This is a genomic window from Krasilnikovia cinnamomea, from assembly GCF_004217545.1.
GTDB classification, from domain to species: Bacteria; Actinomycetota; Actinomycetes; order Mycobacteriales; family Micromonosporaceae; genus Actinoplanes; species Actinoplanes cinnamomeus.
The window spans coordinates 3,265,269-3,279,194 of sequence record NZ_SHKY01000001.1 but is presented as its reverse complement, the minus strand read 5'-3'; the positions used below and the strand labels follow the sequence as shown (position 1 = coordinate 3,279,194).

The following is a 13,926-nucleotide window of genomic DNA, read 5'->3' as shown; positions in this document are numbered from 1 at the left end:
GGGTGCCCTCGGCGCTACGGGGGGACACTGACCGGCGCGGACTTGTATGCCTCGGTCACCTCGACCCGGATCCGGTTCCAGGTGCTGGGCGAGCCCGTGTGGTGCTGCAGGCCGTGAACCCAGTCGGCGCGGAGGAGGCGCTGCGCTGATCGTTGCGGCCCGCGGGGCCTGCACCCGGGCCGGCCGGACACATCTCTTTGGGGCGACTGGTCGCACGTTCGTGAGCAACGCCCCTACACACCGGGTCGCCGCGTGCCGATGAGAAAGATGCCGGACACGGCACCGTGTTGGGGCACTGGGAACGACTTGCCGACGCAGGCGAGTCCACACCCGTGCTGCCGACCGGAATCCGGTGCTGGCTGTTCGCCCGGCGCTCGCCTCCTTCCCCCTCTGGTGGCGGACGCCGGGCGGACGGCGTCGCACCGGGGCCACGCGCCGCGGCCAGCGACGGCAAGCCACCGCCACACCGTCTGCTGCGAAACCCCCAGCCCTGCGCGTGCAGCGCCGCGATCTGTGAGACGAACGGGTCTCCAGGTGAAGCGGCCGCTGGCGTGTCCGCGCGCCTCCTCGATGCGGCGGGTCGACGGCTAGGCTGCAGCCATGGCGGAGATCAAGTCCCCGACGCCCCCGGAAGCCTTCGAACTGCTCTAGCTCCGCTGTCAGGATCGCCGTGGCCGTGATCCGAGTCCAGTGACCGCCTTCGGATGACGGTCTTCGCCGAACTTGTCACGCTGAGGCCGGCTTCGCACGGTGTTGATCTCCTGCCTCGGCATTGTCGCGACTCGGGGGGCCGTTAATCCACTGATCGGCCCCGTTGGATGACAGTCATCGTGACACCGTCGCGATTCGCCGATCACGCTGATGCAGGCGTGACGGGCCGCCCTCGGTGGGTTGCAGAGCGGGCCGATTCGGTGGCGTGGTGGCCCAGTCGCATCATCAGGTACGCGGAGCCGTGCTCGGGTATCGCGCGTCGTAGGGTCTCGCGGGCGTCGACATGCTCGATCGGTGCGCTGAAGGGCAAGATGGACACCTTTAGCCCGGGGGCGACCAGTGCACCGGCGGGCAGCGCTTCGCCGGCATGAAGCCAGTCCAGGTCCTCATCCCGGGCACCGTGCAGCACGGCGAAGGTCGTGGCCCGGTCGTGCTCGCCGTGAGCGATGGGCAGTCTCAGGTCGTCGCGGGCGCCGACGATACGGTCGCGGCCCGCCCACGGGGCCAGTTCCGCGTGCCACTGTGCATCGGCAGGTTCGATGTTGTCCGCGCGAGCGGTCGCCACGGTGAGTCCGAGAATCTGGTCCGGGCGCAGCACCGCGAGGCAGACGTGTTGAGCCGGCAAATGTGGCAGCGCAGGTGTCTTCGCCGCGCAGGGCTGACCACGACGTCGGGCGGTCCCCCGTCGTGACATACCCGCACGAGGAGCTCATACTCCGCGCCCGCACGCCGCTGAACGGCTTCGATCTGGGTAACGAGCAGGCGCGGGTAGCGTGGGTGAACTCACTTGCTCGATTCGTCCCACATGGGGGCAAGCCGCAAATCCTGTGCTACGTTGGAGTCAGTTGCAGTTTGATTTCCTTAGACGTTTCCGGCGCCTGATGGGTCATCCAAGTCCCGTCCAGGCGCTTTTTCGTTTCGTGTCGATTCCGGCGCGGGTGATCAACGCGGCGGCACGAGAGGCCGCACCGTGCGGCCTCCGACAGCCTGCGAAGGAGCAGACATGACTACAGGTACCGTGAAATGGTTCAACGGCGAAAAGGGATTCGGCTTCATCACCCCGGATGGCGGCGGTGCCGACGTCTTCGCCCACTTCTCCTCGATCTCGACGAGCGGCTACCGCAGCCTCGATGAGAACCAGAAGGTGGAGTTCGACATCACTCAGGGAAACAAGGGTCCGCAGGCGGAGAACATCCGCCCGCTCTGATCCACACGCACTGCCAACGGCGGCCCGACTGATTCAGCGGACCGCCGTTCGGCGTTTCAGTGGGCACTACACATCCCGAAGATCATCCCCAACGGCTTCCCTCGGCCAGGACACGACCACGCTTGAACACGGCTTCGCTCTTCAGCGCTCGGTGCTATCCCGCACGTTCGTTGGAGTGGCCCGTCGCGGCATTGGCCGTGAGGATGGACGTATGCTGCCGATCTGGTGTGCCTTCCTTCACCTGGGCAGAGTCCTGCTTGCCCGGCTGTCCGGGTCATTGTCGGTAGCCACCGCCCCGCACCTGCGGACAGAGTTCGTCGCGGCCGTAGCGTCGGGGAGAACCAGAGCGTCGAGTTCGAGGTCACCCAGGGTCCGAGGAGACCCCAAGCCGCGAGCATCCGTCCATTCTGAATGGACTTGATGGTCCATTGGCCTACTGGTTCAGCGGGCCGCTGGGCCGACCGATGAAGAATTCGACCGGTGTTACCCACGATGACCGGGTTCCAGGCAGCCGCCGGCTGCGGTGGCCCCGCCTACCCCCGACCAACCAAATTGTGAGGATGTTGATTGAAACCCCACCACGAGCACGCGATCCTGTTCCGGGCGCCGTCCGAGGCACGTGCCATCGGAAACGCCGACAAGCCCAAACTGGCTGTCGACGACGGCGTCGCGGCGATGCGCCGACTTCGCTACCCGTTCATGGTCCGGCCGGTCCCGTCCACCGCGGGCACCGAGTCCGCGCGCGTCGCATAACGAGACCGGCGTCGCGACAGCACCGTTCCCGTTCGGCGCCCTGGGTGGCGCAACGGGCGAAGCGCACCGACGGCGGGGCTGCCGCCTGCTCGTTCTCACCTTGCGTTCGCACGTGACCCGGTCAATTCGGCGTTCGCGCGGTGTGGACCGCCACCTTTCCGGGGGGGGGCCCGCTGGCAGGCCCAGGCGTACGCTGCACCGTGTGGATCACGAAGAGCGCATCGCCCTGTTCCTCGACTACGAGAATCTTGCCTTGGGAGCGCGGGACCACCTCGGCGGCATGACCTTCGAGTTACGGCCCATCGCCGATGCGCTCGCCGAGCGGGGGCGAGTGGTCGTGCGCCGGGCATACGCCGACTGGTCGTACTTCGACGAGGATCGCCGGATGCTTACCCGCGGGCACGTCGAGCTGATCGACATCCCGCAGCGCATGGGGGCTTCGCGCAAGAACGCCGCCGACATCAAGATGGCCGTGGACGCGCTGGAGCTCGCCTTCGAGCGCGACTACATCTCCACGTTCGTGTTCGGCACCGGCGACAGTGACTTCACTCCGCTGGTCCACAAACTTCGCGAGCTGAACAAGCGGGTCATCGGCGTGGGCGTCGAGCGGACGACGTCGGCGCTGCTACCGCCGGCCTGCGACGAGTTTCTCTTCTACGACCGTCTGGAAGGTGTCGAGATCCCGCCCACGCGTCCCCGGCGTGCTCGTCCGGCCAGGACCCCGGAGGCAGAGCCGCAGCCGAGGGAGCGGGAGCCCGAACCGCAGCCGGTCGCCGAGGCACCGGCACGCGACGTGGACGCGCTCGCCGTCCTCGTCGCGCAGACGGTGGCCGGCCTGCAGCGCAGCGCCAGCGGGGCGGTAGCGGCCTCCATGATCAAGCGCACTCTGCTCCGTAAAGACCCCACCTTCAACGAGGCGGACTACGGGTTCCGCGCCTTCGGTGAACTGCTGCGCCACCTCGCCGAGCAGAACGTGGTGGAGCTGTCGGAAGGCCCCGCTAAGGGCGACCCCGATGTGACGCTGCCCGAGCATGGGGACCGGGAGGAGGCGTTCGGCCTGCTGCGCTCGGTGGTCCTCGATCTGGCGGGCAGCGGCAGCCCGGTGGCGCTGTCCGGCCTGAAGAACCAGCTACGGAAGGTACGGCCCGACTTCAGCGAGAAGAAGCTCGGCTACCGCAGCTTCCTGCAGTTCAGCCGGGCTGCGGCGACCAGCGGAGCCGTCGACCTGACGTGGAACGCCGACGCCGAGGACTACCTGCTAACCACCAAAGCGGATACCTGAGCGCAGCCGCGACCGGAGGTTGCGGGTGATCAGCCTCTTCCCCACCGATGCCGTCAGCAGGAACCGCGAGCCGACCGAACGTCGACCTTCGCCTGCTCCGCCCGGTGCGGCGGCCTGGCGCCCGCAACGGTCGAACGCGTCACCGGCGAACAGACCACGAAGATCCCGGGGCATGCCGGCTCCCGATCGCACGTCGATCATCGCACCCCCGAGAGCGCACCGCCTCTCACAGGTGAGCTGGTCGCAATAGGAGATGCCTGAACTTTGGTTAACGACAACGGACCTGGGCCCGTGCTCGAGCAGGACCACTGGGCAATCCTGGCGCCTACGACGCCGCTGCCAGGGCTATGCCGCCCGAAGCCGCGGCCATCCTTGCCGCCGCGCAAGCAGCGACGCGTGTACCTCGCTCGCATCGCTCGTCCATATCGGGGCCGGCCAGCTCACACTTGCGCCTAGATCTGCCGCCGGTAGGGCGCGGCATTGACCTGCGCGGTAGCGCGGCACGTTCGGTTTCCGCCAGCCTGGCACGGACCGGGTGGGACTCTGGCGCGTCGGTTGACAGCGCGGCCACCGGCAGATCCGATGGCTTCGTGAAAGCCATCGTCTACACCCGCTATGGAGGGCCGGACGTCCTGCACCTGGCGGACGTGCCGACGCCGGCCGCGGGTGACCGGCAAATCCTGATCAAGGTGCGGGCGGCCGAGGCGACCAAGTCCGACTGCGAGCTCAGGAGCTTCCGCTACGCCGTGAGATGGCTCTGGTTGCCGCTGCGGATCGCATTCGGCATCACCCGGCCGAGACGTCGCATCCTGGGCGGCTACTTCGCCGGTGAGGTCGTGTCGGTGGGCGGGCGGGTCACCTCCTTCGCCCCCGGCGATCGGGTGTACGGTTCCGCCGGCCTGCGTCTGGGCGCCTACGGCGAGTACATCGTCCTTCCCGAGGACGCCGCCATCGCGTGCAAGCCACGGAACATGACGTTCGCCGAGGCCGCCGCCGTCCCGCTCGGTGGGCTCAACGCCCTGCACTTCGTGCAGCGCGCGAGCATCAAGCCTGGGGAGCAGGTGCTGATCAACGGGGCCGGCGGCAGCATCGGCGCCCATGCCATCCAACTCGCACACTCGATGGGCGCACAGGTCACCGCGGTCGACCATGGCATCAAGCAAGACCTCGTCCGCCGCCTCGGGGCAGACGACTTCATCGACTACACCATCGACGATGTCACCACCACCGGCCGCACGTTCGACGTCATCTTCGACATGGTCCCCGGCAGCCCCTACCGCCGTCTCATCGGCATGCTGCAACCGGGCGGACGCTACCTCAACGGCAACCCCCGCCTCTCGGTGCTCCTCCGGTCGGCGCTGACCACCCGGCTCACCGACAAGACCGTCACCGTGGCCTTCGCCCCCGAGACGAAACAGGCCCTGGCAACGATCACCGAGATGATCGAAGCCCAGAAGATCCAATCAATCGTCGACCGGATCTACCCAATGTCGCAGGCGGTCGCCGCCCACCGCCGAGTCGAAACCGAACAGCGACAGGGCGCAGTCGTGATCACCATCGGCGAACCCGACGAGCCAGCCGAACCCTGATCGGTTCAGGCGTAACTAAGCGCCTGCGTAGAACTGTTGCCCGTAATTCTCGGTGGCCCATCCGGACGGCCCGAACTGGCCTCGTTGGTCTTGCGTGCCGGAAACGTCGAGCATGTTGCAGACGTCTCGTACCCCGTGGACCGTTCGTGCGGATGCGGTGAGGGCGTCGCGGGTGTCCGGCGAGTCCACGGTGCCGGTGAGAATCAGCACGCGGTTCTGTACCTCGACGGTGACGTGCTGGTGTCGCCACTGCGGGTGTTCGCCGAGGCGGTCCACGATCTGCCACGCGATGCGGGTATCCGGGTCGCCTGCGGCGTGGGGGGAACTCATCGCCTGGCCAGGCCCACATCATCGACTTACCCTCCCTGTCGGTCGACAGCGTCGAATCTCGGTGTCGGGTGCTCCCAGCGTGCGTGGCGTTCATGGAGGCCAGTCCGCGAGTTCGTGACGGTTGCGTGACGGTCGGACCTGTCAGTCGGTGGGTCAGCCCCCCCCGGCGGGAGGTGCTCACCAACATCATCTCTGTCAGTCGGCGGGCGAGATGTCACAGGATCGTCATGGCTCCGGGTAGCCGTCGCGATAACCGGCCACGACGCTGACCTGCAGGCAAGGGCCGCTGACGCGGGCACGGCGCTCGCGTCGCGCGGCTGCTCATGTCGGCAGGGAGCGTGCGATGACGATCACCAGTATCACTGCGGCGCTGGTCATCGGCGGTGTCCTCGGTGCGGCCGCAGCGTTGGCACTAGGGGATCGTCGTCGCATTCCGGTGTGGGTGCTGATCTCCGTGGGTGTGGCGGCCGCGCTGGCCGCCACGGTGCTGGCCCGGCTCGCCGGGCTGGACGCCTCGCGGTTGCGGCTGGCCGAGCTGCTAGTCCAGATCGTGGCCGCGGCCGTCGCCCTGGTGGTGGCCGGCGCGCCGGGATGGACCGGCGCCGCCGACAAGCACATCCGCCCTCACGGGCGCGGGCACTGGGTGGCACGCCGGCCGCAGTCCGGCGAGCAGAGCAACGGCAGCGATGGGGTGACGACGTGACCACTGTCCCGGCGGCGGACGGTACTGGTGTGCGGGTGAGCTGTGACGGATGCGGTGCCAGCACCGCGGTGGACGGCTGCGGGTTGCACGATGCCGAGGTCGACTCTGTCGCAGTGAGCGCGACCGGGTGGACGGGGTCGCCGTTCGCCCGGGGCCCGCACCGGTGTCCCGGCTGCAGTGACTCCGGCACGGATGTTGCCCGTCAGGCGCCGCGGCTGCCAGCCGGCGACGCCCGGGCGTCCCACGTCTCGCTCGCGGCGAACTCACCAGCGGCCCTGGTCCGGGTGACCGGCGACCTCGACGCGGAACTCGTGCCGGAGTTACGTCGCACACTGGACGACGCCGTGGCGCTTCGGCCCTGTGTCGTCGTGGACCTCAGCGCGGTGAGCTGCATCTCGCGCCCGCAGCGCTGGGAGTGCTGGTTCGTGCCCGCGCCGCCGCCCGACGGCAGGACGGTGAGTTGTTGCTCGCCGCACCGTCACGGTTCGTGCGGACGGTGCTGTGGACGATGCGCCTGCACACCGCCTTCCGCACGTTCGATACCGTGCCGCAGGCGATCACCGCAGCGTTGGCCGCGGATCGGACGGCGTCCGGCCGCGCCGGTCCATGACGGCGGTACGGCGTCGGTGCGGTGCGGTCCCGGGCGGCGTGCATGGCATGCGTGGCGGCTGTTCTCCGGCGCCCCGAAGGACACCCGGCCCGCGCGTCGGCCGCGGCGGCGACGTCGCTGACCGTGCGACCTTGATCCTGGGCCGACGTCTTACGACCTTGTGCGCAGTGGTTGACGTTGGGGGTCGGGTATTTACCAGTTAAGGCCGGCGAATCTATCTGAGACGCGGCCGGCGACCGCGTTGATGGTCTCGGGAAGCGACTCACGGCGGCCGGTGAAGGGCCGGCATGGACCAGGATTTGACTACGTGGCAAGCAGCCCGAATTGGGCCCCGGCAGGAGGCGCACCTGGTGGCGTTGCACGCAGGTGGCGAGCACACCAGCGCGGACTGGCGGAGCTATTCGGGGTGGCGCGCTCGACGGCGTACCGGGCGGTTCGGCGAGCGGCGCAGGTGTGAGCTCGCGGGCGCCGGTCGCGGCGGCTGCCACCTGCCGTGGATCATGAGCTGATGGAGTCGACTTGGGCGCAGCTGCTGGTGGGGCTGCTGGCGGTCGCGGGTGTCTTCGCCGCGGTGGTGCTGGGAGTGCTGCTGCTGGCGTGGGCTCCGCTGCGTGGCCGTGATCCGGCCCGGGCGCGGCGCTGGTGGAGCCCGCTTGCGCCTGCGCTGCGCGTCCTGGCCGAGACGCCGGTCGCGGTGTGGGCCCGCGTGCGGCGGTGGCGGCTGCCGCGGGCAGTGACGGCATGGCTGTCCGGGTCGCTGCGGCATCCGGCTCGGCTGGTGATGCTGGGCTTCGCCGCGGCGGTGCTAGTCGGCACGGGGCTGTTGTCGCTGCCATTCGCCACCGAGACCGGCCGCAGCGCCGGGCTGGTGACGGCGCTGTTCACCGCCACGTCGGCGGTGTGCGTGACGGGCCTGGTCGTCGTTGACACTGGCACATTCTTCTCCAGCTTCGGGGAGGCGGTGATCCTCGGGCTGATCCAGATCGGCGGATTCGGGATCATGACCCTTGCCTCCCTGCTCGGTCTGCTGGTCGCGCGGCGGCTACGGATGCGCCTGCAGCTCAGCGCGCAGACCGAAACCAAGGCGATCGGCGTGGGCGAGGTCCGCCGGGTCGTGCTAGGCGTCATGCGGATCAGCGTGATCGTTGAGGTGCTGGTCGCGGCCGTGCTGGCGTGGCGGTTCGCCGACGGCTACGGCTACAGCACCGGCCGGGCGGTGTACCTGGGTGTGTTCCACGCAGTTTCGGCGTTCAACAACGCCGGCTTCGGACTGTACGCCGACAGCCTCATGCAGTTCGTCGACGATCCTCTGGTCTGCCTGCCCATCACGGCCGCGGTGATCATCGGCGGGCTCGGCTTTCCGGTGCTGTTCGAGCTGCGCCGTGAGCTGCGCAGCCCTCGCACCTGGTCGGTCCACACCAAGATTACGGTGGGGATGACGGTGGTGCTGCTGGCCGGCGGCTGGCTGGCGATCAGCGTCGTCGAGTGGTCCAACCCCGGCACGCTCGGCGGCCTCGGTCCGGGCGGCAAGCTCCTCGCCGGGTTCACCACGGCGGTGATGACCCGTACCGCCGGCTTCAACAGCCTGAACGTGGCCGAGTTCAACGACGTCACCCTGCTGGTGCATGACGTGCTGATGTTCATCGGCGGGGGCAGCGCCGGCACCGCTGGCGGGATCAAGGTCACCACGTTCGCCCTGCTCGGTTTCGTCATCCTCGCCGAGATCCGCGGCGAGCCCAGCGTCCACGCCCTGGGCCGGCGTCTGCCCGCCGGCGTGCAACGTCAGGCGCTGACCATCGTGCTGCTCAGCGTCGCCGCGGTCGCCGCCGCCACCGTGGCGCTGCTGGCGCTGACGCCGTTCCGGCTCGACCAGGTGCTGTTTGAGGTGACCTCGGCGTTCGCCACCGTCGGACTGTCGACCGGGATCACCGCGCAGGTGGGCACCGCCGGACATGTCATCCTGATCCTGCTGATGTTCATCGGCCGGCTCGGGCCCATCACCGCAGCCGTCGCGCTGGCGCTGCGTGAGCGGACCCGCCGCTACGAACTACCCGAGGAGCGACCCATCGTTGGCTAGAAGACCCGCCACCGCCAACCGCATCGCCGTGCTCGGCCTGGGCCGTTTCGGCAGCTCACTGGCGTTGGAACTGATGCGCCAGGACTGGGAAGTCGTCGGCATCGACGCCGACGGCAGGGTGGTGCAGGAGTTCGCCGACCAGCTCAGCCACGCCGCGGTGGCGAACACCGCCGACGAGCTCGCGCTGCGCCAACTCGGTGTGCACGACATGCAGCACGCCGTCGTCGGCATCGGCACCAACCTGGAAGCCGGCATCCTCACCACCGGGCTGCTCGCCGACCTCGGCGTGCCGAACATCTGGGCGAAAGCCATCAACCGGCAGCACGCCCGCATCCTCGAACGCGTCGGCGCGCACCACGTGGTGCTGCCCGAGCACGAGATGGGCGAACGCGTCGCCCACCTCGTCACCGGTCACATCCTCAACTTCATCGAGTTCGAGGACGACTACGCCATCGTCAAGACCCGCGCTCCCGAGGAGTCGTGGGACAAGACCCTGGCCGATGCCTCGCTGCGCTCGAAGTACGGCGTCACCGTCGTGTCGATCAAACGTCCCGGGGAGGAATTCACCTACGCCACCTCCGAGACCACCGTCTACGCCGGCGACATCCTCATCGTCGCCGGCAAGACCCGCCAGGTCGAAACCTTCGCCAACCTCAGCTGACCGGCCCCGCAGCCCCGCAGCCCCGCAGCCCCGCGGCGCCGCCGGCGTGTCACCGCGGCATATCGGGCTGGGCGGAAATCTGGACGAGGGCGAGCCGCACGTCATCGCGGGCACCTATCTGAACTCGTACTATGAGCAGCGGCCGCTGCCGTACCCCGAGGGCGGTTACGGCTACCGCACGTTCAGCGTCATCTTTGCGCAGCAGGCAGGCGCACGCACCGCGCTGCAGGACGTTGACGACATGCCACAGTCCGCCGATGCCCAGCGTGGCGCTCCCCTACCAGCGTTACTGCCAGTGCCCGACCGGGTCCATGCGGTCGCTGATCCGGGCTGGCCGACTCATCACGACAGGCAGCGGTCGCCGCGCCCGGCGCACGCGAGTGTGCGACCAGGATCTGGCGGGCAGCGAGCCACCTCGTCATTGGGGGCGTCGCTGACCGGGTGGGCGTGGTTACGCGGGTGCGATGAGTTTGGCGAAATCTGCGGCTGTCAGGGCCGAATGGGTGAGCGACCCGTCGGCCCGGGGAACACCCACCGGTTGACCGGCGTGCGTGAAGGACACCGACGCGATGTCGGCGCGGGCGGTCAGGGTGCACACCACCTGTCCCAAGGCCAGGACCTCGTCGCGGGGCGAACCACCCTGGGGTGGGTCGCCGAGCTCGACAATCGCTCGGGTGCCCTCGACGCGAACGCCGGCGATGACCGCGTTGCCGGCAAGTGCGTTGAGCAGGCCGGTGCCAGCCTCCGCTGCGGTGGGGCCGCCTAGGAGTTGCTGGAGGTGGCCGTCGACGGTGGGTGGGTTCTTGACCCGCCGCACCACCGCGACCAGGGCGCCGCCCCGGACGAAGTAGAGCACCTGGGCGACCGTCCCGGCCTGCGGTGGCGCCGCCGGCGTGGTCGCCGCGGTGCCGGCGAAGGGCCCGCGTGGCGGCTCCACGGTGCGGGGCTGCCGCTCCACGGGTATGCCGCAGCCGGCCACCAGCCCGGCGACTGCCATCGCCAGCGCGCCGGCACAGACCCGCCGGCTCACGACAGGCCCGGAGAACTCGACTCGCAGTCGGGCGCCGCCGCCGGGCCGCGGCAGCGCCACGGCCCGGCCGCCGTGGGCTGCCGCGTGTTCGGCCACCAGCGCCAGCCCCAATCCGGTGCCTTATCCGGTGCCGCGTGCGTGGGCGCTGCGGCCCCGCACGAAGCGGTCGAAGATGATCTCGCGGTCCTCGACGGCCACTCCGGGTCCGCCCGCCGCGGCGTCGGGCCGGCAGCGCTGCGCGCGACCGGCGTCATGCAACTGTCATGCACCCGGGGGACGGACGCCATGCGGCCCGGCGACACTGGTGATGTCGGTTCGCGGTCGGTGCTCGCGCCGACGGCGGGCCCCAAGGTTGAGGGAGGGCGTCATGGGGCGGCCGGCCAGCGTCGGCGTGGGACTGGTGTCGGTCACCGTTCTGTTGCTGCTCAGCGCCCTGGTCGCGCGGACGCACGGCGTGTGGGGTGTAACCGCTCTGCTGCTGCTCAGCGGTGCGCTGGTCGCGGCCTATGCCGCGCGGCGGCGAGCACGGGAACAGCTCGCTTGGCTCGCCGCCGTCGTCACCGCACACCGCCTGCTTCTCACCATCCGGCGCTCACCCCGGACCCTGTCCGGCGACGGTCCCCCGTCGAAATCACGAACCGCCCGTGGTGGACCACCACACGACCGGCACCGTCGCAGGTGCGCCCCGCATATCCGGGGAGCCGCAGAACCGCGTGGCTAGACCGTGCGCCGAACAGGACGTGAGGAGGAAAGTTCGCCGCCAACGACCACCGTCATCTCTGGTACGACGCCAGAGGAGGTCCCGCCGTGATTGTCGACATTCTGCTCAGCACGCTGCTCATCATCAGCATGGTGATCACCCTCGCCGCCCTTTCTCCACCGCGTGGGCAAGGCCCAGCCCGCCGCCGGCGGACGACGTACCCGAACACCTGCGCACCCGACAACGCCAGCACCGACTCTGTCCGGTCGGATCTGCACCGATGATCTTCGAGTCGCCGCCCGCTCCCGGGTTGATCATGGCCTGATCCGGCCCCGTAGCGTGCCGTACTTGACAAGACGTATGTTCAGCACTGAACATTGCTTCATGACCATGCGACGGGAGAACGAGGCGATGCGGGTGTTCGCCGCTCTCGTCCGCGCCGTGCATGCGATCTCCCAAGACGGCGCACGGGAGCTACGTACCCACGGCTTCACGCCGGCGCAGTATCAGCTACTCGTCCTGGTTGGCGCGGATCCGGGCTGCCGGCAGCACCAACTCGGCGAGGCCCTCGGGGTGACGAAGAGCAACGTGTCGATGCTCATCACCAAGCTTGAGGCCGCCGGGCTGCTCGCAAGAGTGCCGGAAGGAGCCGCCTACGCGCTGCACCTGACACCCGAGGGGGCCGCGACAGTGGCCCGATTGAGGCCGGAGCACAGCCGCTTCATCGCCCGCCGTTTCGCCGACCTGGACGATGACGAGCTGGCATGCCTGAAACGCCTCGTGGACAAGCTCAGCGACGACTGATCAGCACTGTCATCTCAGGCCAACCACACCCCAATGTTCAGCACTTAACTCACGGAGGTCATCGTGGCATCCTCGACCCACGGCGTGACGCCGCACCCGACCCGACGCGTGCTGTTGCGCGCCACCGGCATGGCCGCCCTCGGCTCAGGCGCCGCAGTAGCCGTCGTCCACCTCACCGCCACGGCAGCAGGCGACTCGCTGGCGGTCACCGCGCCTGGTACGACCACTCCAGCGGGGGTGCCGCTCGCCGTCGCGGTGATCGCCGCGTTAATAGGAGCCGTCGCCGGCGGGGTCCTGGCGGCCCTGCTCGCGCGGACGCCACGGCCGCGGCCGCTTTTCGTCGCGCTCACCGCCATCGGCCTCGTGCTCTCGTTCGGCTCGCCGTTCGGCGCCGCGTCGACCACCGCGACAGCCCTCTGGCTGTGCGTCATGCACGGCGCTGTGGCCGCCGTGACCATCCCGGTGCTGGCCCGGGCGCTGCCGCTGGAGCGTGCGCGATGAGCGATCTCACCGGCGCGACGGCCGTCGTGACCGGCGGGACGGACGGGATCGGCGCCGCCACGGTGCGCCTGCTGCGAGACCGCGGCGCCGACGTCATCGCCATCGGCCGCTCCGCCGCGAAGGCCGAGGCGCTGCGCGCCCAGGAGGCCGCCGCCGGACGAGACCGGGGACGGCTCGACGTGCGGCTCGCCGACCTGGGGTCGATGGCCGCCGTCGTGCGGGCGGTCGCCGCCCTCGACATCGAACGCGTCGACGTCGTGGTGCAGGCGGTGGGCGTGCTCCTGACGCGGGCGGAGTACACCGAGGAAGGCCTGGAGAAGGACTTCGCCATCAGCTACCTCGGCCGATACCTGTTCCTGGAGGAAGCACATCGCACCGGCCTGATCGGTACCCAAACCCGACTGGTCAACCTTGCCGCCAGCGCACCGCGTATCCCGCGGATCGCCCAGGTCGAATTCCCCTCCGCGGACGAGGTCGCCGCCCGGACCGGCATGCGGGCCCACGGCCAGGCCCAACTCGCGAACGACCTCCTGACCGCCCTGGCACCGAGGCGGTACGGGATCTCCGCCGTCGGCTACGGGCCGGGAGCAGTGGACACGAACATCCGACGCGAGGTACCCGCCATCGCACGCGCGTTGTTGCGCCCCTTCTACGCTCTGGCCACCCGCCGCCCCGAGGAGGCCGCGGCCGACGTCGTCGCGGCCGCCACCGACCAACGGGTGGAGCCCGGCACGGCGTCCTTCCGCAATCGGCGCGGGGCCTTTCCCGCCCCTGCCTACGTGACGGACGAACGACGCCAGCATGAGCTGCTCGGTGTCAGCGCCGAACTCGTGCGCCGGGCACTGGACCGACCCACGGCACCGTCACCGAGATAGACCACCGGGATAGGCCGAGCGCCAGTACGCGCCCCGACGTGGGAGCGGGGATGTGACCGGCACCGCCAGCAGCGCGGTCTCGGCCATGCCGGT

At 69.5% G+C, this 13,926-nt stretch carries 14 protein-coding genes and 1 pseudogene; 11 read left to right on the top strand and 4 right to left on the bottom strand.

Features of this window, described 5'->3' with window-relative positions:
* Positions 1-853: 853 nt before the first annotated feature.
* The gene (locus tag EV385_RS14825; protein WP_130510004.1) at positions 854-1,309 is read right to left on the bottom strand and encodes a hypothetical protein; all 456 of its coding nucleotides are present in this window, start codon (positions 1,307-1,309) and stop codon (positions 854-856) included.
* A 405-nt stretch (positions 1,310-1,714) separates the two neighbouring features.
* Here EV385_RS14825 and EV385_RS14820 point away from each other — a divergent pair, with 405 nt between their 5' ends.
* The 4 genes from EV385_RS14820 to EV385_RS14800 all read left to right on the top strand — a co-directional run bounded on the left by EV385_RS14820 (position 1,715) and on the right by EV385_RS14800 (position 5,542).
* Positions 1,715-1,918: a cold-shock protein gene (locus EV385_RS14820; RefSeq protein WP_130510003.1), complete on the top strand. Its 204-nt coding sequence runs from the start codon at positions 1,715-1,717 to the stop codon at positions 1,916-1,918.
* A gap of 567 nt (positions 1,919-2,485) precedes the next feature.
* Entirely contained in the window at positions 2,486-2,671 is a 186-nt protein-coding gene (locus tag EV385_RS14810; RefSeq protein ID WP_130510002.1) for a hypothetical protein, read from the top strand.
* Between the two features lie 202 nt (positions 2,672-2,873).
* Complete coding sequence (locus EV385_RS14805) at positions 2,874-3,953, top strand: PIN domain-containing protein (RefSeq protein ID WP_130510001.1); 1,080 nt, start codon at positions 2,874-2,876, stop codon at positions 3,951-3,953.
* A 446-nt stretch (positions 3,954-4,399) separates the two neighbouring features.
* Entirely contained in the window at positions 4,400-5,542 is a 1,143-nt protein-coding gene (locus tag EV385_RS14800) for an NAD(P)-dependent alcohol dehydrogenase (RefSeq protein ID WP_242624886.1), read from the top strand.
* Positions 5,543-5,557: 15 nt separating this feature from the next.
* Here the strand turns inward: EV385_RS14800 and EV385_RS14795 are convergent, their stop codons facing one another.
* Positions 5,558-5,872, bottom strand: a complete 315-nt coding sequence (locus EV385_RS14795; protein WP_130510000.1) for a BON domain-containing protein — start codon at positions 5,870-5,872, stop codon at positions 5,558-5,560.
* Positions 5,873-6,215: 343 nt separating this feature from the next.
* Between EV385_RS14795 and EV385_RS14790 the strand changes: the two genes are divergently transcribed.
* The 3 genes from EV385_RS14790 (at position 6,216) to EV385_RS14770 (ending at position 9,923) form a co-directional block, all read left to right on the top strand.
* Entirely contained in the window at positions 6,216-6,575 is a 360-nt protein-coding gene (locus EV385_RS14790) for a GlsB/YeaQ/YmgE family stress response membrane protein (protein WP_130509999.1), read from the top strand.
* Positions 6,576-7,693: 1,118 nt separating this feature from the next.
* Positions 7,694-9,262, top strand: coding sequence for a TrkH family potassium uptake protein (locus EV385_RS14775; RefSeq protein ID WP_242624885.1), 1,569 nt, complete (start codon positions 7,694-7,696; stop codon positions 9,260-9,262).
* Positions 9,255-9,923 (top strand): potassium channel family protein, encoded by a 669-nt coding sequence (locus EV385_RS14770; RefSeq protein WP_207229832.1) that lies wholly within the window; start codon positions 9,255-9,257, stop codon positions 9,921-9,923. The genes EV385_RS14775 and EV385_RS14770 overlap by 8 nt, the downstream gene beginning before the upstream one ends.
* Positions 9,924-10,374: 451 nt before the next feature.
* Here EV385_RS14770 and EV385_RS14765 read toward each other — a convergent pair whose 3' ends face one another.
* Both EV385_RS14765 and EV385_RS14760 read right to left on the bottom strand, forming a co-directional pair.
* Positions 10,375-10,920 carry a GerMN domain-containing protein gene (locus EV385_RS14765; protein ID WP_130513311.1) on the bottom strand — a complete coding sequence of 182 codons (546 nt, stop codon included), beginning with the start codon at positions 10,918-10,920 and terminating at the stop codon, positions 10,375-10,377.
* Between the two features lie 39 nt (positions 10,921-10,959).
* A pseudogene (locus EV385_RS14760) lies at positions 10,960-11,160 on the bottom strand (ATP-binding protein); the annotation flags it as partial.
* A 600-nt stretch (positions 11,161-11,760) separates the two neighbouring features.
* Between EV385_RS14760 and EV385_RS33915 the strand changes: the two are divergent.
* The 4 genes from EV385_RS33915 (at position 11,761) to EV385_RS33905 (ending at position 13,833) form a co-directional block, all read left to right on the top strand.
* Positions 11,761-11,937 carry a hypothetical protein gene (locus tag EV385_RS33915; RefSeq protein ID WP_165449482.1) on the top strand — a complete coding sequence of 59 codons (177 nt, stop codon included), beginning with the start codon at positions 11,761-11,763 and terminating at the stop codon, positions 11,935-11,937.
* A gap of 100 nt (positions 11,938-12,037) precedes the next feature.
* Positions 12,038-12,457, top strand: a complete 420-nt coding sequence (locus EV385_RS14755) for a MarR family winged helix-turn-helix transcriptional regulator (RefSeq protein ID WP_165449481.1) — start codon at positions 12,038-12,040, stop codon at positions 12,455-12,457.
* A 63-nt stretch (positions 12,458-12,520) separates the two neighbouring features.
* The gene (locus tag EV385_RS33910) at positions 12,521-12,958 is read left to right on the top strand and encodes a DUF6069 family protein (protein ID WP_165449480.1); all 438 of its coding nucleotides are present in this window, start codon (positions 12,521-12,523) and stop codon (positions 12,956-12,958) included.
* Entirely contained in the window at positions 12,955-13,833 is an 879-nt protein-coding gene (locus EV385_RS33905; RefSeq protein ID WP_165449479.1) for an SDR family NAD(P)-dependent oxidoreductase, read from the top strand. The genes EV385_RS33910 and EV385_RS33905 overlap by 4 nt, the downstream gene beginning before the upstream one ends.
* The last annotated feature ends 93 nt before the right edge of the window (positions 13,834-13,926 follow it).